Source organism: Myxococcus sp. CA040A (assembly GCF_013336725.1).
Taxonomy (GTDB): Bacteria; Myxococcota; Myxococcia; order Myxococcales; family Myxococcaceae; genus Myxococcus; species Myxococcus llanfairpwllgwyngyllgogerychwyrndrobwllllantysiliogogogochensis.
The window spans coordinates 31660-51281 of the sequence record NZ_JABUMR010000009.1; the positions used below are offsets into that span (position 1 = coordinate 31660).

Consider the following 19622-nt stretch of genomic DNA (forward strand, 5'->3'; position numbering starts at 1 on the left):
GCTGACGGCTGATCAAAAATCTTTTTTGATCGGGTCACGTCGCTGCGGCGACCCAGGGGCACGGAGGTAGTGTGCTGGCCTGGACCTTTCACATGGACGGTGGGGCGCTCCTACAGGGGGGGACCTCATGGCGCGTCCCGGAGGGAGAGCGTCCGGTGATCTTCCGCGAAGCCCAGGCATTGGCGCCGGCCGCCTCGCCCGAGGAGCGCCCTGGACAGGGCCCTTCCTCACCTCCCACGTCGGATGAGCCCCAGCTCCAGTCGCTGGTGCGCCGGCTCCAGGAAGGAGACACCACGGCCTTCGAGCACCTCTACGAGCTGACCCGGGTGGACGCCGCGCGCACCTTGCGGCACCTGGTGGGCAATCGCGTGGACGTGGAGGACCTGCTCCAGGAGGTGTACCTGCGGCTCTTGACGGCGGTGAAGGGCTTCAGGGGCGAGTCGCGCTTCCGGACGTTCTTCTACCGGGTGTGCTCGAACGTGGCGCTGTCGCATCTGCGCTGGAAACGGCGCAGGCCGGAGGACTCGGTCGCGGAGCCACCCGAGCAAGAGTCTCCGGACGAGGACCCGGAGCGTGCCGCATCGCGGCGGCAGGCCGCTCGGTTGGTGGAGGCGGCGCTGGAGAAGCTCAAGCCGAAGAAGCGAATCGTCTTCGTGTACTACGAGCTGTGCGGAATGAGCCCGGACGAAATCGCCGAGGCCGTGGGAAGCTCTCCCAACACGGTCCGCAGCCGCCTGCACCACGCGCGATTGGAGTTCAACGAGGCCATGCAGCGACTGCTCGCCACCCGCCGCCCTGGAGGCCCTCATGGCGCACCCTGAGGCACGGGCGCTGTGGGCGCTGGCGGCGAACGAGCTGAGCGCCGAGGAGACGGCGAGCACGCGCACGCACCTGTCGAGCTGCGCGACGTGCACCGCCGAGTGGGAGCAGGTGCGGGCCAGCCGCGCCGTGCTGCACGAGGCCAGGAGCGTGGAGCCCCAGGTGAACTGGGACGCGGTGGGCACGAAGCTGCGCGCCGAGGCCGCCGCGCGGCTGGAGGTGAAGTCCTGGCGGTCCCGATGGCCGTGGAGCACCGCGACGGCGCGACGCTCCGGGAGCGAGGAACACGCGCGACAGGAGGGGAAGTCCACCGCGACCTTGTCGCCCGTGAGAACGGTGAGCGCGCGACGGGCAGACAAGTCATTCCGACCGACGTGGCCCTGGGCGCTCGCGCTCGCGGGAACCTGCGCCGTGGTGTTCGCGCTCTGGATGGGCCGTCCAACAGGGCCGTCCGTGAGTCCCCGTCCTCCTGAAGTGGTGCTCGCGGAGCAAGCGGCTCCGCCTCCCGAGGCGACGGTGGCGATGGGCACGCCCACGTCCCCCGCCGAGCAGGATTCGACCCGAGCGGAGAGCACGACGGGCGCGGTGATGCGCGAGCGCGGCGGCGCGGAGCGAGAGCTGCGGGCCGGGATGCGTTTGCGCTCGGGGGCGGCGGTGAAGACTCCGGCGCGAGCCTCCGCGATGTTGCGCCTGCCGGACGCGAGCCGGGTGAGGTTGTCGTCGGACTCGGAGGTGGAGCTGTCCCGCGCGGAGGCCAGCGACGTGCACCTCACGGTGCGCCAGGGCCGGGTGTCCGTGAAGGCCTCGCATGCGGAGCGCCGTGGCTTCCTCGTGGACGTCGCGGGCCTGCGAGTGTCGGTGGTGGGCACGGTGTTCACCGTGGAGCGCACGGCCCTGGGGGCATCGGTGGCGGTCTCCGAAGGTCGAGTCCGCGTGGAGCTGCAGGGCCAGCCCGCGCGGATGGTGGGCGCGGGCGAGCGTGTGGAGTTGTCCGAGCAGGGGGGCGCGCTGAAGCAGGAACCGCTGTCCGAACCGGACCGTGATGCGCTCGACTCGATGGACCTTCCCACCGAGTCGTCCACGCAGGAGCCAGGCCCGACGGTGCCGACAGGTGCGAGCACACCCGAGGCAGCTCCGAGCGTGGTGCCGGCGGTGGCCCATGCCCCCCAGACGCCGAGCACCGTGAAGCCGGCCCTCGCAACGGAGCCCTCCCACAAGGTGGAGCGCAAGTCGAAGGTGGTGGCCGCATCCATGAAGTCTCGACAGGAGAAGGCTCCGCTTCCGCCAGAGGCATCGGAGGTCAAGGAGAAGTCCCCCGTGGAGCCCACGTCACCGCCGCCGACCGCGGTGGCCGCGTCGACGCCCTCGCCGGCCCCCACTCCTCGGAATCCCGCGGACCCCACGCAGGAGTTCGCGCCCTACCCCGCGCCGTCGGTGACGGAGAAGCTGCCTCCCGCGCAGCTGGCTCCCAACGTTCCCGAGACGAAGCCGCCGGTGCAGGTGGCGGAGCGTCCTCAGCCCAAGAAGAAGGAGGGACTCATTCCGATGTCCCTGCTGTCGAAGGACGCTGACGAGCGGTTCCTGGGCTACGCGCGAATCCAGATGGGGCCACGGACGTGTGAGAACTTCCTCGCGGGCCTGGAGGAAATCGCGGACAAGAGCCCGCGCACGGACCACCGCGAGCAGGCGCGCTATCTGCGCGCACGCTGCTTCGAGGAGCGACTCCAGGGGCAGGACGCGAAGATGGAGTATCGCCAGTACCTGAACGACTTCCCGCGCGGCCGGTACGCGCGAGAGGCCGGCACCGCGCTGCTGCCCTGAACCCCGGCACAGGGCCTCGCGTCATGAGGCTAGCGACATCCCCTCGTGCGGCCCCAGCACGACATGGCGCCGCGCGCGAATCCCGCAGGACAGCGGCACCCCCTCGTGCGGCCCCAGCACGACATGACGCCGCGCGCGAATCCCGCATCACGCGGGCGAGCTGAACGCGCTCGGCGGTCGCGACAGGCGCGAAGCCCACATCGCCCACTCACCAGCCGAAGCCCGCGAGCACCCCGGTGTCCGACGCGTCAGCCTTCGGTGCCCGTGCGCTGCTGCTTCACCCGCTTCATCGGCTCCTGGGCGAGGCCACGCTCCACCAGCACGCGCAGCACGGACTCCAGCGCGCGGATGCGCGTGCCCGCGCGCCCGGGTGCCCACGAGGGCACGTCCGGACCGGCCAGCAGCTCCATCGCGTGCTCCACACCGCCGGCCTTGCCCTCCAACGCACGCGCCGTGGCCAGCCGCACGTTCCTCGCGGGCCTGCGCTGCACACCGCCGCTCCACAGCAGGTCCAGCGCGAACGTCGTCCACACCGCCAGCTCGTCATCGGGACGCAGGAAGCGCTCGAACCGCTCGAGCGCCTGCACCCGAGGCTCGCCCGCGCGCAGCACCTCTTCCGCCAGCTCCACGTGCAACGTCGTGCTGCGAGCCAGCGGCTGCTCGGGCGCGATGATGGCCTCGAAGCGCTCGCCCGTGGCCGGACGACACGCCACCACGTGCACCAGCTCCGGCGGGATGTCCGCACCCGTCGGGTGCGCATTCGCCTCGCCGTAGAAGACGACGAGGTTCTCGAAGTCCTCCGCCAGCGAGCGCAGTTCCTGCGGCGGACGCCACGGACCAAAGTGGATGCGGCGCCGGTTCGGCGACGTCCGCGTCGACTGTCGCCCCAACTGCGTGTCCACCATGTACTCGAACGCCTTCAACATCGTGTCGAAGCGCTCCGGCTCACCTTCCAGCAGCCCGAGGATCTCCACCACCGCCTCGATGGTGGAGACGCAGTGGTCCGCGGGCTCCGCGCGGATGCGGTAGTTGCTCGGCCGGCGAGGCACGAAGCCGATGCGCGGCAGCCCGGCGAGCAGCGGGTTCCGGGCGACGACCTTCTTCGCCTGTGGCCAGGTGCCATCCACCACGATGAGCGTCTTCGGCGGATGCGCACGCGCCTGCTCCACGGAGATGGCGTCCTCACCAGGGAAGAGGACCGCGACGGACCCGGGGTCCGCGGCCAGCTCCTCCAGCCGGGAGTGGCCGGTGAAGTCGACGCCGTGGTGAAGCTCGGAGTTGGCCAGCGCCAGGTGCGCCATGCGCGCGGTGCCAATGGCCACGCGGCGCTCACGCGGGTGCTGGAGGAAGACGACGCGGGTGCGAGTGTCCAGCCGAGGCGGCAGTTGCGAGCAGTAGCAGGTGCTCTCGGGGCGATGGCAGCGAAGACAAAGGTTACGCACAGCCCGGCTTTACGGCACGGCCCGGGGCCGGGCAAGCACTGCTGGTGGAAGGGCGCCCCACCTGTCAGGGAGCCGGGCGCTCCAGGGCCACCCCGGAGGGAAGAAGGGCCCCACGGCACCCCCTGGCCGGGGTACAGAAGCTCCCCGTGAACCTGCTGCTGCTCTTCGACGAGGACTTCCTTCCGGACGGCACCGCGCGCCTCACCGGCCGCCGCGCCCAGCATGCGCGCGAAGTGCTCCGCGCCGAGCCCGGCGAATCCCTGCGTGTCGGCCGCCTCGGCGGACTCATCGGCACCGGCGAAGTGCTGGAGAACAGCCCCGGCGTCCTCCACCTGCGCGTGGACCTCACCGAGCCGCCTCCGCCGCGCGCCCGCATCGACCTGCTGCTCGCCATCCCCCGGCCCAAGGCGCTCAAGAAGGTCCTCCCCGCCGTGGCCTCGCTGGGCGTGGACCGCATCGTCCTGGTCAACGCGGCCCGAGTGGAGAAGAGCTACTTCGACTCCAAGGTGCTCGACGGCGCCTTCGTGAGAGAGCTGCTCCTCCAGGGCCTGGAGCAGGCCCGCGACACCCACCTGCCGGAGGTCCTCGTCCGCGAGCGCTTCCGCCCCTTCGTCGAGGACGAACTCGACACCGTCTTCCCCCCCGATGCCGTCCGCCTGCTCCCCCACCCGCCCGCGAGCCAGCCACTGCGCGCCGTGTCAGCATCCCCCGGCCAGCGCTCCGTCCTGGCCATCGGCCCCGATGGGGGTTGGGTGTCGTTCGAGGCCCAACTGTTGGAGTCCCACGGCTTTCGGCCGTTCTCCCTGGGGCCTCGCATCCTCAGGGTGGAGACGGCGGTTCCCGTGCTCGTCGGGCAAGTAGCCCTTCTCGCGGAAGACACTGCTCCGCGTCAGGATGCATCTCGGGCTTGAGGAGCGCGGGGCGCTGTTGAAGAGTGCCTCGCCATGGCCACGTCCATCCCTTCGTCCCCGGTCGCTTCCGACAGCTCGCAGCCCGCGGTCGGTGAGCAGCAGCCCCTCGTCACGTCCGAGCCGCAGGCGCCAGCGAAGCCCGCCAGCCACGACTCGGTGCCGCCGCCCGCGCTGCTGGACTTCATGCTTCAGCAGTGGAAGCCCTCCGCGCAGAAGCTGCCTCCGCGCATCAAGTACGCGGACGCCTTCAAGGCCCGTCGCAAGGCGCTGTCACAGGCGTTCCCCGGCGAGACGCTGGTCATCCCCACGGGCCATGAGAAGGTGCGCGCCAACGACACCTACTTCCGCTTCCGCCCCGGCACGGACTTCTACTACCTGACGGGCAACCTGGAGCCGGACTGCGTGCTGGTGCTGGAGCCGAAGGACGGCGGTGGCCACACGGACATCCTCTTCGTGGAGCCCAACCCGGGCCGCGCCAACGCGACGTTCTTCACGGACCGCGTGAAGGGCGAGCTGTGGGTGGGCCCGCGCCTGGGCGTGCCGGAGAGCCGCGCGCGACATGACGTGGACGAGGCGCGCGGCCTGGACACGCTCGCGGACTACCTGACGGGCCTCAAGGGCGCGGCGACGAAGCCCTCGCGCGTTCTGCGCGGCCACTCGGCCAAGGTGGACGGCGCGGTGACGGAGGGCGGCGAGCGCGACAAGGCGGTGGCCACCACGCTGTCGGAGATGCGGCTCATCAAGGACTCGCAGGAGCTGCGCGAGCTCCAGATTTCCATCGACGCCACGCAGCGCGGCTTCGAGGACGTCATCCGCAGCCTGAAGGTCGCCAAGAGCGAGCGCTACGTGGAGGGCGTGTTCAACCTCCGCGCCCGCGTGGAAGGCAACGACGTGGGCTACAACACCATCGCCGCCAGCGGCTCGCATGCGTGCGTGCTGCACTGGACGCGCAATGACGGCCCGCTGGTTCCCGGGGACCTGCTGCTGCTGGACGCGGGCGTGGAGGGCCACACGCTCTACACGGCGGACATCACCCGCACGCTGCCCATCTCCGGGCGCTTCACACCGGAGCAGAAGGCCATCTACGACCTCGTGTATGCCTCGCAGGAGGCGGCCTTCGCCGCGGTGAAGCCGGGCAACGACTTCATGGAGCCCAACCGCGCCGCCATGCGCGTGCTGGCCGAGGGGCTGCAGAAGCTGGGCATCCTCGAGAGCGCGGCCGAGGCGCTCAAGGACGAGCACCAGTTCTACAAGCGCTACTCGTTGCACAACGTCAGCCACATGCTCGGCCTGGACGTGCACGACTGCGCGCAGGCGCGGCAGGAGGCCTACAAGTACGGCAAGCTCCAGGCGGGCATGGTGCTCACGGTGGAGCCGGGCCTGTACTTCCAGAAGGATGACCTCACGGTGCCCGCGCGCTACCGAGGCATCGGCGTGCGCATCGAGGACGACCTCGTCGTCACCGCCCGGGGTTGCAAGGTGCTCTCCGCCAACATCCCGCGCACGGTGAAGGACATCGAGGCGTGGATGGGCGGCCTGTGGAATGCCGACAAGGCCCCGGCCGCGAAGGCGAAGAAGTCCGCCGCGAAGAAGCCCCAGGCCCGCGTCGCGAAGAAGGCCCCCGCGAAGAAGGCGAAGGCCGGCAAGCGCAAGTAGCACGCGGCGACGGAGTCGGGCCCGACGGTCCGACTCTCGGCGCCCGACGCGGGGCTCGGAGTCACAAGCTCCGAGCCCACCTTGTGGCGCGAAGCCCGACGCCCCCCGTTCGCGTCAGGACACCGGCGCGAAGTGGACGTCGTGGGACGGGCTGTCAGGAGCGGCGAAGGCGAGCAGCCGCGCCCCCTCCTCCGTCAGCGCCGCGCGGTCCTCGCGCGCAATCCGTTCAAAGGGTTCGATGCGCAGCGTGACGCGCTCCTTCTCACGCTCCAGCTTCCACATCCCTCGCACGAAGCCATCCACCAGCACCGTCGGGCGGATGATGCCGTTGATGGTGAAGACACGCTTGCGGTAGGGCTCGGAGATGATGCGTGAGCGCTCCGCATGCGACAGCAGCAGGTTGTCGAACTCCGCCACCAAGCGCACCGGAGCCGGCGTGTCCCCTTCCGGCCGAGGCGCGTCCGGCACATCGAACAGCTCGACCCCCTGCTCGTCGCGGAACGTTCGCAGCCGAGGACGAAGCTGCTCGACGGTGTCCGCCAGTCGAATCAGCCCGGACCAGGCCTGCATGTCCTTCACGCTCGCGGGACCGAAGGCGCCCAGGTAGCGCAGCACCACGTCCTCCAGGGGCAGCGCGGGGCCTGGCGGCTCACCGAACCACGACTTCGACGTGGCGAACTCCACCTCTCCGCCCACGCCCCACGTCCCGAAGGGAGGCACGGTGACGAGCGGCTCAGCCACCCGCACCACGAAGCTCAGCGCACGAGCATCCCGCTCCGGCCAGCGCGCCTGGAGGCGACGCCCCAACTCCACGGTGCTCAACGGCTCCTTGGCGAGCAGCTTCCGTCCCTCGGCGACCACCAGGTCCAGGTCCAACCCCACCAGCTCCCGCGGATAGACGCTCTGTTTCATCATCCGGTCCAGGACCGCCTGGAGCGTGGGCCGCAGGCGCTGGAAGTCGCGCGCGGTGACGAGGTGCTGCGTGGACCGCATCATCGTCGCCCGAACGACGGTGCGCTCCTGGTAGCACCGCGTCAGGTCGTCGAGCTGGAAGTCCTTCATCCGCGTCCAGAGAGCCAGATAGGGCGCGTTGCCGGCCTGCGCTTGAAGCCCCACCAGGTGCTCAATCACCTCCGGGAGCGAGCTGGCCGTCCGGCGCAGCAGGTACTGCCGCTGGAGCAGGGCCCGGTTGAGCTCCCGCGTCGTCAGCACCGGAGCCAGTCCACCCTTCCCGCTCCGACGCGGGGTGGTGGCGGATGCCGGGCTCTTGCTTCGAGGCGACAAGGCGACCTCCTTCACATTCCGGGGTGCGGCAACCACGCGCTGGCGACGTCCCGGGTTCTTCGCACCGCCCACCCTGGAACGCGTCTCTTCGGCCGGAATGAAGGGGAAAGGCAAGAACATCAAGGGGATGGGAATCATGGGGCCTGGGGTCCTGGGCGGGTCCGGAAGCTCGACGGCTTCGTAAGACGCACCATGACCCTCGGGCGTGACAGCCATATGTCAGGTATCTGGGCAGGCGCCCCGCCGCCCGCGCGCAACAAGAAACACGGCAGCTCAGGCGGCGACGGTGTCGGCCAGGAGCGGCACGCGCTGGAGCAGGAGTTCCCCGTCGCGCAGCGAGAAGCGCAGCAGCGACGAACCCTCCTCGTCCTCCATCAGGAACGAGCGGACGGGACCGAAGACGAACTGGAGCTCCTCGGCGTTGCACGTGGGCAGGTACGTCCGGAGCACTCGAGGGTCGTAGTAGCGGAAGTAGAGGCGCTTGCCCCGCTCGTCCTGGACCTTGAGGAACCGTCGGAAGTGACGGCGCAGCAACTCCGGCGCGACGGGCGCCTCGACGTAGAGCCCCCACGCGCGGCCCCACCCCGTACCGAGCAGCTCTCCCAGGAGGGGCGCATCGGGCCGCAGCCGGACCAGGTAGGGAGCCACCTCGGCCAGCTCGGCGGGAATGCGCCCTTCGTAGAGACACGAAGCGGCGGGCTCCCAGCGAATCAGCGAGTACACGCGCGGCTCACGGGCCGCGTCGAGCAGGGCGTAGCGCTCCAGCGGAGGCGAGCCCTCTTCCGGAGCGGCCCAGAGCAACGCTGACAAGTGTCTGGCGCGCGGTGACATCCTCGTTCTCCCCTTCAGGCGGCGCGCTTCTGGGGCCCTTGCAGGGCCTTCTTCGCGCACTCCTCGCAGAAGGGCGTGCCGTCGGCGGCCGCCTGTCGCAAGGCGCGCACCTGCGCGGCGATGTCCTGCTCGAGCGCGGGAGGCGGAGGCGCGGGACGCTCCATAGGAGCCTCGCGTTCGATGACCACCGGCTCGGTGAACGGAGGCGGCACGTGACGTACGAGCGGCACCTCGCGCACCGTCAGCTCGCCATCGAGCAGGGCCCGCTCCAACCGCTGCTTGAGCCGCTGCTCGAAGTGCGTGCGCTCCAACGTGGACAGGCCCATGGGACACATGCCGCCCAGCGCCTCGTAGAGCGAGTACACCGTCGCCCGCGAACCCGCGAGCCACCGGTCCAGGTGCCAGATGGCCAGCCCGCCCGCCACCGGCGCGAAGCCCTCGCCGTCCTCGAACGTCATGTCGACGGCGCGCGCAATCTCGTAATCGAGTTGCGTTCCCGGCAGCAGCCAGGACCGCGCATGGGAGGACTTGCGGCGAGGAAGCATGAGCTCAGTATCTCACAGGGCTTCGCGCGAAGTGACGGCCCCGCGCGCGACTAGGGCGTGGGCGAGGGTGCGACTTCCACGGGGATGGGGGCTTCGTCGGGCGGAGCCGACGCGGGCGGTGCCGTCTCACCCGGAACCTTGTCGGTAGGCTTGCGCGTCTTCGCCCACTCCTCGGCGGAGAGGGGGATGATCTCCTTGAGCGTGGAGTACTCCACCTTGAGGTCGCGCGGCTCGGTGCGAGTGTCCAGGCCGGCCGTGAAGGACAGGCGGTTGATTTCGTGGCCGGCCTCCGTCTCCAGCACCACGCGCCAGTTGCCGGGCTTCAGGTTGGACGTGGTGGCGTAGAAGCGGTAGCCGCCGTCCGTCCCGTTGCTGCTGACGTTGGCGATGAAGCCGTTGCCGCTGGTCGTCCAGCCCTTCTCCGGGTGGTCGTAGTACCAGCGCACGCGCACCTTGTAGGGCGCGAAGTGCTTCGGGGCGAAGATGCGGAAGAAGTAGTACGGCTTGTCGCCGGGCCGAATCACGAAGTCCGGGCCAAACCACGTCCACGGCTTGTACCAGAGCGAGTCGTCCACCGAGGTGAGCTGGTACAGGCCCGGACTGACGCGCTTCACCTCGTGGAAGATGCCCGAGTACTGCACGGCCAGGGGAATCGGCGGGATGACGCCCACCAGGTAGCAGATCAGCAGCGCCGCCTGTACGCCGAAGCCCGGCAGCGCCACCTTGCGCACCACGTACTCGACATCCGGGCGCAGGCGCTCCATCAGCCGCATCAGGCCGAACACGCTCGCGCAGCCCAGGGACACGGCCAGCAGGAACACCCAGAAGCCCATCCGGCCGATGAGCACGGGCAGGAGGAAGGCGAAGTACATCGTCACGCAGAGGCTGAGCAGCGACACGCGGACGATGGGGCCCAGTTGCCGGAAGCGCGGCAGCTCGTTGGCCACCAGCAGGCCGAAGAGGCCCACGATGAAGAGGTACGGCGTGAAGCCCGACGTGCTCTTGAACAAGAGCAGCATGAAGACGCTGAGGAGGCTTCCGAAGAAGAAGTGGATGGCGTCTTCGCGCCAGCGCCACACCTTCGACAGCACCCCCGGGGGCGGCGTGCCCTCTGGAAAGCGCTGCTCCAACAGGATGAGGGTCGCCAGGATGAGCAGGTAGGCGAAGCTCTGCACCATCGTCAGCGTGTCGTCGATGCGGCTGAGCGAGACGATGTCGTAGAGGAAGCCGCCGAAGAAGAAGGCGGCCATCTCCCACTTCTCGTGCCGGGTGCGGAACGCCTGCACCTTCTCCATCAGCGTGGGCGTCTTCGCCGTGGCCACCAGGTCATCGGGGTCCACCACCGCGGGCGCGACGCCCGGTGGGGCATCCGTCAACACGACAGCGGCGTTGGTGACGGCGTTGGAGACCGGCGGGGCACCCGACGGGTCTGCGGTCTCTTCGGTCTTCTCGGACGGGTTGGGCTGAGTGGCGGTGACCACGGTGTTTCCTCGCGGGAGCGGCCACCCATTCTACCCGCAGGAGGGGAGCAAATCTCCCCTCCCCCCTCCAGCCCGGGTCAGGCCGGGGGCTTGCCAGCGACCAGGTCGGTCAGCTCACCGCGCTCGGCGATTTCGGCCAGGATGTCCACGCCGCCGACGAACTGCCCGCGGATGAAGATCTGCGGGATGGTGGGCCAGTTCGTGTAGTCCTTGATGCCCTGGCGAATGGCGGGGTCGGACAGCACGTCCACCGTGAAGACCTCACCGTGGGGCTGGAGTATCTGCAGCGCCCGCGCGGAGAAGCCGCACTGGGGGAACAGGGCATTGCCCTTCATGAAGAGGACGATGGGGTGCGACTGGGTCAGCTCGTCGAACCGGGCCTTGAGCTCTGGGTTCATGGATGGGTCTCCTTCGTTAGCGGTTCCCGAGCTTCTTCCACTGCTCGGGCGAGTAGGTCTTAAGGGCCAGGGCATGCAGTTCGCCCGACTTCAGCCATTGCTGGAGCGGCGCGTACACGAGCTGGTGTTGCTGAACCATCGCCTTACCGGCGAAGTCGGGGCTGATGACACGGGCCTCGAAGTGGTCGCCCGTCCCCGTGGTGTCCTGGACCTCCACCTCGGAGCCCGGCAGGGCCTCCAGGATTCGGCTGCGGACGAAGTCTGCGTCAAGCATCAGTTCATTCCCCTTCCCATCACCAGCATGGCTGGGTCCACGCCCATGCCACGCAATGTCGTCTCCCACAACTTGCCAGGCTCCATATCCAGCACCGCGTCCGCGCTGGCCTCGGTGAAGAGCCAGGAGCCGGCGGCAATCTCGCTCTCCAGTTGTCGGGGTCCCCAGCCCGCATAGCCCAGGCAGAAGCGCAGGCGGGGCGCCCCGCGCTCCAGCAGCGGCCCCAGGGCATCCAGCGTCACGCTGAGGAACAGCCCGGGCAGCACCGAGTGCTTCTCCAGGACACCTCCATCGTCGTGCAGCACGAAGCCCCGTTGAGGCTCCACGGGGCCGCCGACGAAGACGGGCTGGCTGGTGCGCTCCGTATGGATGTCCAGGTTCTGCCCGCGCGCCAGCTCGCCCAGGGTCAGCGGTGCGCCCCGGTTGACGACGAGCCCCATGGAGCCGGACTCCCCGTGCTCAATCATCAGGATGACGGAGCGGTAGAAGTTGGGGTCCCCGAGCTGAGGCATGGCCAGCAGGAAGCCGGGAGCGAGGTTCTTCACGAGCCGAGCATCAACCGTTCGAGCGGGCGGCGCAACCGGAACCGCCCCCGTCGGGGCTCGCTCCGAGCACGCCGCCGCCCTGGCTTTCAGTGCCAGCTGGTGTGCTTGGACTGCAGCGCCTCGGAGAGTCGCTCCGGGTTGAGCGGCTTGCCGATGAAGAGGTCCGCGCCCAGGCCCTTGCACTTGCGCGCCATGGCCGCGTCGCTCATCGCGCTCACGCCGATGAGGACCGCTTGCGGGAAGCGCTCGCGCAGTCGGGACATCAGCGTGGCGCCGCTGCGACCGGGGAGGAACACGTCGACGATGGCGGCATCCATGCGCTTGTTGCGCACGGCGAACTCCGCCTCCTCGGCGCTGCCCACGGGCATGGGCTCGTATCCCCAGCCCGCCAGCATCTCCACCAGGATTTCGCGGTGGGATGGATCATCCTCCACGACAAGGACCGAGCTGCGCACGGTCTCCACCTTCAACTCGTCGCTGCGTTCCGTGCGCTCCTTCGCGTCGTGGCCGAGCACGGGGATGGTCTCTTCAGTGGTAGGCAGGGACATGAGGGCACCGGTTGGGCAAAAGGTTTCCGTGTGATGGGAACCCACATTTCCACGGTGGGAATTCCTCACACCCACCGGTGCCCCGGTGCCTGCTCAGGTGGCCTTGCGAGGGCTCGCCGAGAGTGCCTGTGAGGCGAGCGAAGCGCCGAGCACCAGGAGGACGAGCAGCGCCCAGGCGGGCAGGACGACGCGAGCGCCGCCCTCGTAGATGAGGGCCGCGTAACTGGTACCCAGGTAGCGCCCGAGCGACATGGGCTCCATTCGCGCGATGCCGAAGAAGCTCACGGTGGACTCGGTGAGGATGGCGGTGGGCAGGCGGCTGAGGAACACGGCCAGGGCGAAGGGGCGCAGGGCGGGCCAGAGGTGGACGCGCAACACGTGCGTGCCGCCACCGCCGAGTGCTCGGGCCGCGGCGACGAACTCCTGTCCTTCCAGTGTGGCCAGGCGATTGCGGAACATGCGAGCGGGGCCCGCCCAGCCGACGAGCGCGAGTGACGCCACCATCAACCCGAAGGGGCCCAGGCCTCCGCTGTGTCCCGCATCCGCGAGGGACTGGCCCGCGAGTTGGAGCACCATGACGACGAGCACGTCGGGCAGGGCGAAGACGGCGTCCACGCCGCGCAGCAGGGCCTGCTCCCACGCGCCACCGACGAGTCGTGCCACGGCCGCGACGATGAGGCCGATGAGCGTGGAGAGCCCGCCCGCGCACAGGCCCACGGCGAGGGACACCCAGAGCCCACCGAAGGCCAGCTCGCACACGGTGCGGTCCGGCCGCGTCGGGTCCACGCCCAGCGGACAGGTGCTGGCGAGCCAGTCCGGGAACAGGCGCCCGGCCACGAGGCTCAGCGCGCCGAGGCCCACGAGGAGGAGGAGCCCGAACGTGGCGCGAGCGGGGACGCGGCTCATGTGAGCACCTCGGGAGGGGCCGGCGACCTCGGGCTCACGACGCCGTGCATACGGCGAGCCCCGCGTGGGCGTGGCATCAGCGAGTCACATGATCGTGATGTCACGAAGCCGTGCACACGACGAGCCCCTCGCGTGCGCGGCATCAGCGAGTCCCACGACTGCAGCCTCACGAACCCGTGCACACGGCGAGCGTGACACGTCTGCGAAATCAGCTCGTCGCACGACCGTGGTCTCACGAAGCCGCGCTCGGAGCGCACGTGACACGTGCGCGGAATCAGCGCATCGCACGACCCCGCTCCGGAGCAGGTGGATGCAGGAACAGGCCTCATGCGCGTGCCTCTCGTGAGCGAGGGTCCACCGCGTACCGCGTGAGTTCTACCGCGAGGCTGACGACGACGAGCAGCGAGGCAAAGGTGGTGGTGGCCACCACGACGACGGCCACCTGCTTGTTGAGGACGGCGAGTACGTAGAGCTGACCGAAGTACGGCAGGCCCAGCACGCGCTCGGCGGCGAATGAACCAGCGAGCAGCGCCGTGGCCACCGGCCCCACCGCGTCCAGCAAGGCGGGCAGCACGTTGGGCAGCACATGACGGCGAAGCACCGTGCCGGGGGCGAGCCCCTTGCCCAGCGCGGTGCGCACGTAGTCGCGCGACAGTTCCGTCTCCAGCGAGTCACCCACCAGGGTGCCCAGGAAGATGCCGGGCCAGATGGACGTGACGAGCGCGGCGCAAAGCTCCGGCAGCATGTTGCCGCGCTCCACCACGGCGGGAGCGAGCAGGAGCGCGGGGATGAAGACAGGGGTGCCGAAGGCCAGCGCGGGCACGACATCGCCCAGCGCGGCCCAGCGGCCCCGACGCCAGCGCGTGCGCACCATCGCGAAGCCGAGCGCCCACGTCAGCGCCAGGGGCAGCGCGAGTAGTCCGACGCCAACACTGCCGGACAGCTTGCGCGCCAGCTCGTCGCCGGTGACTCCTTGCGCGCTCGTGCCCAGTCGCTCGCCGCGCCAGAGCTTCTGCCACGGCCGAAGGAAGCCCAGCGGCTCGCCGATACCCAGGTCCCGTCGATACGAAGCGGCAAGCTCCGGTGACACCTGTCGCTTCGCTTCGCTCTCCGTGGTGAGCGGAAGCATCGCCATGAGGAAGTACGAGGCCACCGCCACGAGCGGTACCAGCACGAGCTGTCGCGCCAGCTTCTGGAGCACCGACCTCATGGCGTGACCTCGGCGCGCTGCGACTCCACCGGGAGCAGACACGACGGGGGCAGCGCCATATGCCACAAGCACTCTGCCTTCATGGCGTGACCTCGGCGCGCTGCGACTCCACCGGGAGCAGACACAACGGGGCCAGCGCCATGTGCCACAAGCACCCTGCCTTCATGGCGTGACCTCGGCGCGCTGCGACTCCACCGGGAGCAGACACGACCGGGCCAACGCCATGTGCCACAAGCGCCCTGCCTTCATGGCGTGACGTCGGCACGCTGCGACTCCACCAGGAGCAGCAGCCATGGTGGGGCCAGCGCCACACACCACAAGCACCGCCATCAGGGCGCCGCCTCGGCTCACTTCGGCTCCGCCGGGATCAGCCACAACGTGGCCAGCGCCGTGCGCCACACGCATCGCCATCAGGGCGCCTCCTCGGCCCACTTCGGCTCCACTGGGAGCAGCCGCAACGTGGCCAGCGCCGTGCGCCACACGCATCGCCTTCATGGCGTGACCTCGGCTCGCCACGGTTCCACCGGGAGCAGCCTTGATGGTGCCCGCGCCACGCGCCACAAGCATCGCCGTCATGGCGCCACCTCGGCCTGCTTCGGTTCCGGAGCGGACCGGCGCAGCGTGCGCAGCGCCAGGAAGTTGAACGGGTCCACATCCAGACCGCGCAGCGTGTCCCGAGCACGGAAGTAGCGGTCAGGGTGGTAGAGCGGCGCAATCACCGCCTGCTCCCCCACCAGCACCTCCTGCGCCTGGGTGTACAGCGCATGGGCGCGGGCCTCATCCGCCTCACCATCCGCCGCCTCCAGGAGTCGCTCGAAGCGGCCCATCGGCTCCCCACCCGCCTGCGTCTCCCAGCCCGTCTGATGGTTGCCCTCGCGCTCGAAGAGCGTGAAGAACGTATTCGGGTGCGCGTAGTCCCCGCCCAATCGGCGCAGATACAGGTCATACGCGCGAGGCCCCTGCGCCGTGCGCCGAGCCACCTCCGCCATGAAATCCGAGCGCGCTTCCAGCACCACCTGCACACCCACGCGAGCCAATTGCGCCGCCACGCGCTCCGCGATGGCGACCTCCGGCACGAAGTTGTCCCCAGCGCGATACACGAGCCGCAATGGCCGCTCCAACCCGGGCACCCCAGTCAGCTCCTGCTTCGCGCGCTCGGGCTCGTAGTGCGGCAGTCGCGCCGCCTCCTCCGTCGAAGCCGCACCCGGAAGTTCCGGAGGCAACAACACATGCGACGGACGCGAAGCCGGCAGCAACCCCGCCACCAGCGCCTCCCGGTCCAACGCCCGTGACAGCGCGCGACGCACCTCGGGCCTGTCCAGCGGGGCGCGCTCCGTGTTGAAGGCCAGGTAGTAGGTCGACAGCAAAGGCTCGCGCTGCAGGTCCTCGGGCCGCTTCACGCGCAGGGCTGCCGCGCTGTCCACGAACACGAAGTCCACGCGGCCCCGCTCGTACAGCGCCGGGCCAATCTCCGACTTCATCAAGGTGATGACGGGCACGGGCGCCTCGCCGGGCACGAGCGGCGGAGGAAACGCCGAGCGCGGGTTGTACACCAGCCGCACCCGCTCGCCCGCGCGGTCCCAGCTCTCCACGCGGTACGGCCCCAGCGCCAACGGACGTCCGTCACGAGGCCGGTCGAAGTAGTCACGGACCTCCTCATCCGCCCTGCCCTCCAGGTCCGCGGCCGGCGCCGGATAGAAGATGTAGACGTTGGCCACACGGGCCAGGAAGTAGCTGCGCGGATGCACCAGCGTCACCCGCAGGGTGTGCGCGTCCACGGCCTCCACGCCCACCCGCTCCATCGCCGCGCGGACTTCCGCCTCGGGCGCCATGCGCTCCTGGAGCGCCAGCACCTCCGATGCGCCATCCAGGTCCGCCATCTCCCCGCGCTCCCGCCCGCGCAGCGCACGTCGCCATCCCACGACGAAGTCGCGCGCGGTGAGCAGCGAGCCATCGGACCAGCGCACATCCCGACGCAGGTGGAAGACGTAGACCTCGCAGCCCTTCTCATCGCGGGTGCGCTCCCAGCGCTCCGCCAGCCCCGGCTGGACCGAGTGGTCCGCCCCCAGCACCGTGAGCCCCCGCTGCGTGGCCAGCATCACCGGATAGTTGGCCCAGCTCTCGGGGTCCGAGTGACTCCAGTCCAGCGTGGTGGGCATCGCGGGCACCACCACCTTGACGCCCGCGTCGGGCTGAAAGCCGCACGGCCCGCAGGCCCCGGTCACCCAGGCCAGCAAGAGACACCACCAGGCGAGTCGCGCGCGAGGAGCCACCGGAGCACGTTGTACCCCGAAGCGCCGCTCTCCCGAAAAGGAGAAGCCAGGAGACCGGCGACTCCTGGTCGGCCGGCATCCTGGCTTCGGTACCTCACGGAGGAAACTCCTCCGCTGTCACCCCGGCACTAGGCCGGGGCGGGGGCCGGCGTGGACGGGAGGTCCGGCGGCGCGGCCTTCAGGCTGTCGGAGAACGGCTTGCGGCCGAACTCCTCCGGCTTCTCCAACACCAGCGCCTCGCGCAGCACGTCGTCCACGAACTCCACCGGGACGATGCGCAGCTGCTTGCGAATCTTCAGCGGGATGTCCTTCAGGTCCTTCTTGTTCGCCTTCGGGATGAGGACCGTCTTGATGCCCGCCCGGTGCGCGGCCAGCGTCTTCTCCTTCAGGCCGCCGATGGGGAGCACCCGTCCGCGCAGGGTGATTTCACCCGTCATCGCGACGTCGCGACGGATGAGGACCCGCGTGAGCGCGCTCACCAACGCCGTGCAGATGGTGACACCCGCCGAGGGACCGTCCTTCGGAATGGCGCCTTCCGGCAGGTGGACGTGGATGTCGTAGTTCTCGAACACCTTGCGGTCGATACCGAAGCGCTCGGCGCGGCTGCGCACGTACGACATGGCCGCCTGGGCGGACTCCTGCATCACCTCACCCAGCTTGCCGGTGATGATGAGCTTGCCCTTGCCCGGCATCACGGTGGCCTCGGTGGTGAGGATTTCACCGCCCAGCTCCGTCCACGCAAGGCCGGTGACGATGCCCACCTGGTCCTCCTGCTCCGCCACGCCGTAGCGGTAGCGCGGGGTGCCCAGGAACTTCATCGCCATCTTGCGGTCCACCGCCATGTCCCGCTTGCCGTTCTTCAGCACGTCGCGGGCAATCTTCCGGTACACGCCGCCAATCTCACGCTCGAGCGAGCGCACGCCGGACTCACGCGTGTAGCGGTGGATGATGGTCTTCAGCGCCTCTCGGCTGATGTCCACCTTGATGTCCGCCAGCCCGTTGGCCTCCTGCTCCTTCGGGATGAGGTAGCGCCGGGCGATGGAGAGCTTCTCCGGCTCGGTGTACCCCGCGATGCGAATCACCTCCATGCGGTCCTGGAGAGGACCGGGGATGTTGTGCATCGTGTTCGCGGTGCAGATGAACATCACCTTCGACAAGTCGTAGTCGAGGTCCAGGTAGTGGTCGTTGAAGTTGTGGTTCTGCTCGGGGTCCAGCACTTCCAGGAGCGCCGCGCTCGGGTCGCCTCGGAAGTCCGTGGACATCTTGTCGATTTCGTCGAGCAGGAAGACGGGGTTGTTGCTGCCCGCCTTCTTCAGCGACTGGATGAGCTTGCCCGGCATCGCGCCGATGTACGTGCGCCGGTGGCCGCGAATCTCGGCCTCGTCACGCACGCCGCCCAGGGACAGGCGCACGAACTTGCGGCCCGTGGCCCGAGCAATGGAGCGCGCCAGCGACGTCTTGCCCACGCCCGGAGGACCCACGAAGCACAGCACGGGGCCCTTGAGCTTCTTCACCAGTTGCTGCACGGCCAGGTACTCGAGGATGCGCTCCTTCGGCTTCTTCAAGCCGTAGTGGTCCTCGTTGAGCACCGTCTCCGCTTCCGTCACGTCGAGCCTGTCTTGCGTCTCGTCGTACCAGGGGAGGCTGATGATCCAGTCGATGTAGTTGCGGACGACGGTGGCCTCGGCGCTCATCGGGCTCATCATCCGGAGCTTCTTCAGCTCCTTCTTGACCTTGAGCGTGGCCTCCTTGCTCATCCGCTTGTTCTTCAGCTTCTCTTCAATCTCCTGAATCTCGTTCTTGAACTCGTCGCGCTCACCCAGCTCCTTCTGAATGGCCTGCATCTGCTCATTCAGGTAGTACTCCTTCTGGGTCTTCTCCATCTGCTTCTTGACGCGGGTGCGGATCTTCTTCTCCACCTGGAGAATCTCGATCTCCCCCTGCATCAGCTCGTACAGCTTCTCCAGCCGCTTGGCCGGGGACTCCGTCTCGAGCAGCGCCTGCTTGTCGTTCAGCTTCAGCGACAGGTGCGCGACGATGGTGTCAGCGAGCCGCGCCGGGTCGTCGATGCTGGCGACCTGCATCAGCATCTCTGGCGGGATGCGCTTGTTGAGTTTGACGAAGGCCTCGAACACGGAGTGGACGCTGCGAACCAGCGCCTCCAGCTCCACGCTCTTCTCCGTCTGCTCTTCGACTTCCTCGACCTCCACCATGAAGAAGGCGTCGTTGGGGTGGAACTTCTTCACCTTGGCCCGGCGCACGCCTTCCACCAGCACCTTCACCGTGCCGTCAGGCAGGGGAAGCAGCTGGATGACATGGCCCATGGTGCCAAAGTGGAAGATGTCGTCAGGAGAGGGGTCATTCGTCTTGGCCTTCTTCTGGGCGGCCAGCAGGATGACGGCCTTGTCGTCCGGCCCCTTGTGAGCCATCGCGTCCTTCAACGCCGCGATGGACTTCTCCCGGCCGACGAACAGCGGAACCACCATGTGCGGGAACACGATGATGTCCCGAAGGGGCAAGAGCGGGACGGTGAGTCCCCGCTTCTGGGCTTCCTTCTTGTCGTCACGTCCGAAGAACATGTATCCGCCACCTGCTGGCCTACCGGGAGGGTAGGCCCCTGAAGAGTTGCCCGGTTGCTCGCCCGACGAGCGCTTACCCGGGGTGAAGCATGTCTATAA

Annotated in this window: 17 protein-coding genes; 4 read left to right on the plus strand and 13 right to left on the minus strand. The window is 69.0% G+C overall.

Features of this window, described 5'->3' with window-relative positions:
* The first annotated feature begins 155 nt into the window (after window positions 1-155).
* A complete protein-coding gene (locus HUA75_RS35665) occupies window positions 156-821 on the plus strand; it encodes an RNA polymerase sigma factor (RefSeq protein ID WP_174458571.1) in 666 nt (221 codons plus the stop codon).
* Window positions 808-2640 (plus strand): FecR domain-containing protein, encoded by a 1833-nt coding sequence (locus HUA75_RS35670; RefSeq protein ID WP_174488959.1) that lies wholly within the window; start codon window positions 808-810, stop codon window positions 2638-2640. Before HUA75_RS35665 ends, HUA75_RS35670 begins: the two co-directional genes overlap by 14 nt.
* Window positions 2641-2888: 248 nt before the next feature.
* Here HUA75_RS35670 and HUA75_RS35675 read toward each other — a convergent pair whose 3' ends face one another.
* Entirely contained in the window at window positions 2889-4082 is a 1194-nt protein-coding gene (locus HUA75_RS35675; protein WP_174488960.1) for a DTW domain-containing protein, read from the minus strand.
* 146 nt (window positions 4083-4228) lie between these two features.
* On the opposite strand from HUA75_RS35675, the gene HUA75_RS35680 reads away from it, so the two are divergent.
* Together HUA75_RS35680 and HUA75_RS35685 are read left to right on the plus strand one after the other, a co-directional pair.
* Window positions 4229-4993 (plus strand): 16S rRNA (uracil(1498)-N(3))-methyltransferase, encoded by a 765-nt coding sequence (locus tag HUA75_RS35680; RefSeq protein WP_174464171.1) that lies wholly within the window; start codon window positions 4229-4231, stop codon window positions 4991-4993.
* Window positions 4994-5026: 33 nt separating this feature from the next.
* On the plus strand, window positions 5027-6649 hold the full coding sequence (locus tag HUA75_RS35685) for an aminopeptidase P family protein (protein ID WP_174488961.1): 1623 nt from the start codon (window positions 5027-5029) through the stop codon (window positions 6647-6649).
* A gap of 114 nt (window positions 6650-6763) precedes the next feature.
* Here HUA75_RS35685 and HUA75_RS35690 read toward each other — a convergent pair whose 3' ends face one another.
* The 12 genes from HUA75_RS35690 to lon form a co-directional block, all read right to left on the minus strand.
* On the minus strand, window positions 6764-7933 hold the full coding sequence (locus HUA75_RS35690) for a winged helix DNA-binding domain-containing protein (protein ID WP_254614854.1): 1170 nt from the start codon (window positions 7931-7933) through the stop codon (window positions 6764-6766).
* A 273-nt stretch (window positions 7934-8206) separates the two neighbouring features.
* The gene (locus tag HUA75_RS35695) at window positions 8207-8764 is read right to left on the minus strand and encodes a DUF4123 domain-containing protein (RefSeq protein ID WP_141642423.1); all 558 of its coding nucleotides are present in this window, start codon (window positions 8762-8764) and stop codon (window positions 8207-8209) included.
* A 14-nt stretch (window positions 8765-8778) separates the two neighbouring features.
* A complete protein-coding gene (locus HUA75_RS35700; protein ID WP_174488963.1) occupies window positions 8779-9309 on the minus strand; it encodes a hypothetical protein in 531 nt (176 codons plus the stop codon).
* A 50-nt stretch (window positions 9310-9359) separates the two neighbouring features.
* Window positions 9360-10790 carry a DUF2914 domain-containing protein gene (locus HUA75_RS35705; protein ID WP_174488964.1) on the minus strand — a complete coding sequence of 477 codons (1431 nt, stop codon included), beginning with the start codon at window positions 10788-10790 and terminating at the stop codon, window positions 9360-9362.
* Between the two features lie 77 nt (window positions 10791-10867).
* The gene (grxD, locus tag HUA75_RS35710; protein ID WP_141642426.1) at window positions 10868-11188 is read right to left on the minus strand and encodes a Grx4 family monothiol glutaredoxin; all 321 of its coding nucleotides are present in this window, start codon (window positions 11186-11188) and stop codon (window positions 10868-10870) included.
* Between the two features lie 16 nt (window positions 11189-11204).
* A complete protein-coding gene (locus HUA75_RS35715; protein ID WP_141642427.1) occupies window positions 11205-11462 on the minus strand; it encodes a BolA family protein in 258 nt (85 codons plus the stop codon).
* Window positions 11462-12007, minus strand: coding sequence for a YqgE/AlgH family protein (locus tag HUA75_RS35720; RefSeq protein WP_141642428.1), 546 nt, complete (start codon window positions 12005-12007; stop codon window positions 11462-11464). The genes HUA75_RS35715 and HUA75_RS35720 overlap by 1 nt, the downstream gene beginning before the upstream one ends.
* A gap of 86 nt (window positions 12008-12093) precedes the next feature.
* Window positions 12094-12555, minus strand: a complete 462-nt coding sequence (locus HUA75_RS35725) for a response regulator (protein ID WP_141642429.1) — start codon at window positions 12553-12555, stop codon at window positions 12094-12096.
* A gap of 93 nt (window positions 12556-12648) precedes the next feature.
* On the minus strand, window positions 12649-13461 hold the full coding sequence (locus HUA75_RS35730) for an ABC transporter permease subunit (protein ID WP_174488965.1): 813 nt from the start codon (window positions 13459-13461) through the stop codon (window positions 12649-12651).
* Window positions 13462-13786: 325 nt separating this feature from the next.
* On the minus strand, window positions 13787-14671 hold the full coding sequence (locus HUA75_RS35735; RefSeq protein ID WP_141642431.1) for an ABC transporter permease subunit: 885 nt from the start codon (window positions 14669-14671) through the stop codon (window positions 13787-13789).
* 572 nt (window positions 14672-15243) lie between these two features.
* On the minus strand, window positions 15244-16830 hold the full coding sequence (locus HUA75_RS35740; RefSeq protein WP_217446452.1) for a peptide ABC transporter substrate-binding protein: 1587 nt from the start codon (window positions 16828-16830) through the stop codon (window positions 15244-15246).
* 242 nt (window positions 16831-17072) lie between these two features.
* Window positions 17073-19523 carry an endopeptidase La gene (gene lon / locus HUA75_RS35745; protein ID WP_141642433.1) on the minus strand — a complete coding sequence of 817 codons (2451 nt, stop codon included), beginning with the start codon at window positions 19521-19523 and terminating at the stop codon, window positions 17073-17075.
* Window positions 19524-19622 lie beyond the last annotated feature (99 nt).

Bases quoted from the DNA above. Each gene is read 5' to 3' on its own strand.
- HUA75_RS35730 (WP_174488965.1), bottom strand. From the start codon at position 13,461: ATGAGCCGCGTCCCCGCTCGCGCCACGTTCGGGCTCCTCCTCCTCGTG.
- HUA75_RS35725 (WP_141642429.1), bottom strand. From the start codon at position 12,555: ATGTCCCTGCCTACCACTGAAGAGACCATCCCCGTGCTCGGCCACGAC.
- lon (WP_141642433.1), bottom strand. From the start codon at position 19,523: ATGTTCTTCGGACGTGACGACAAGAAGGAAGCCCAGAAGCGGGGACTC.
- HUA75_RS35735 (WP_141642431.1), bottom strand. From the start codon at position 14,671: ATGAGGTCGGTGCTCCAGAAGCTGGCGCGACAGCTCGTGCTGGTACCG.
- HUA75_RS35700 (WP_174488963.1), bottom strand. From the start codon at position 9,309: ATGCTTCCTCGCCGCAAGTCCTCCCATGCGCGGTCCTGGCTGCTGCCG.
- HUA75_RS35695 (WP_141642423.1), bottom strand. From the start codon at position 8,764: ATGTCACCGCGCGCCAGACACTTGTCAGCGTTGCTCTGGGCCGCTCCG.
- HUA75_RS35670 (WP_174488959.1), top strand. From the start codon at position 808: ATGGCGCACCCTGAGGCACGGGCGCTGTGGGCGCTGGCGGCGAACGAG.
- HUA75_RS35685 (WP_174488961.1), top strand. From the start codon at position 5,027: ATGGCCACGTCCATCCCTTCGTCCCCGGTCGCTTCCGACAGCTCGCAG.
- HUA75_RS35740 (WP_217446452.1), bottom strand. From the start codon at position 16,830: ATGCCCACCACGCTGGACTGGAGTCACTCGGACCCCGAGAGCTGGGCC.
- HUA75_RS35715 (WP_141642427.1), bottom strand. From the start codon at position 11,462: ATGCTTGACGCAGACTTCGTCCGCAGCCGAATCCTGGAGGCCCTGCCG.
- grxD (WP_141642426.1), bottom strand. From the start codon at position 11,188: ATGAACCCAGAGCTCAAGGCCCGGTTCGACGAGCTGACCCAGTCGCAC.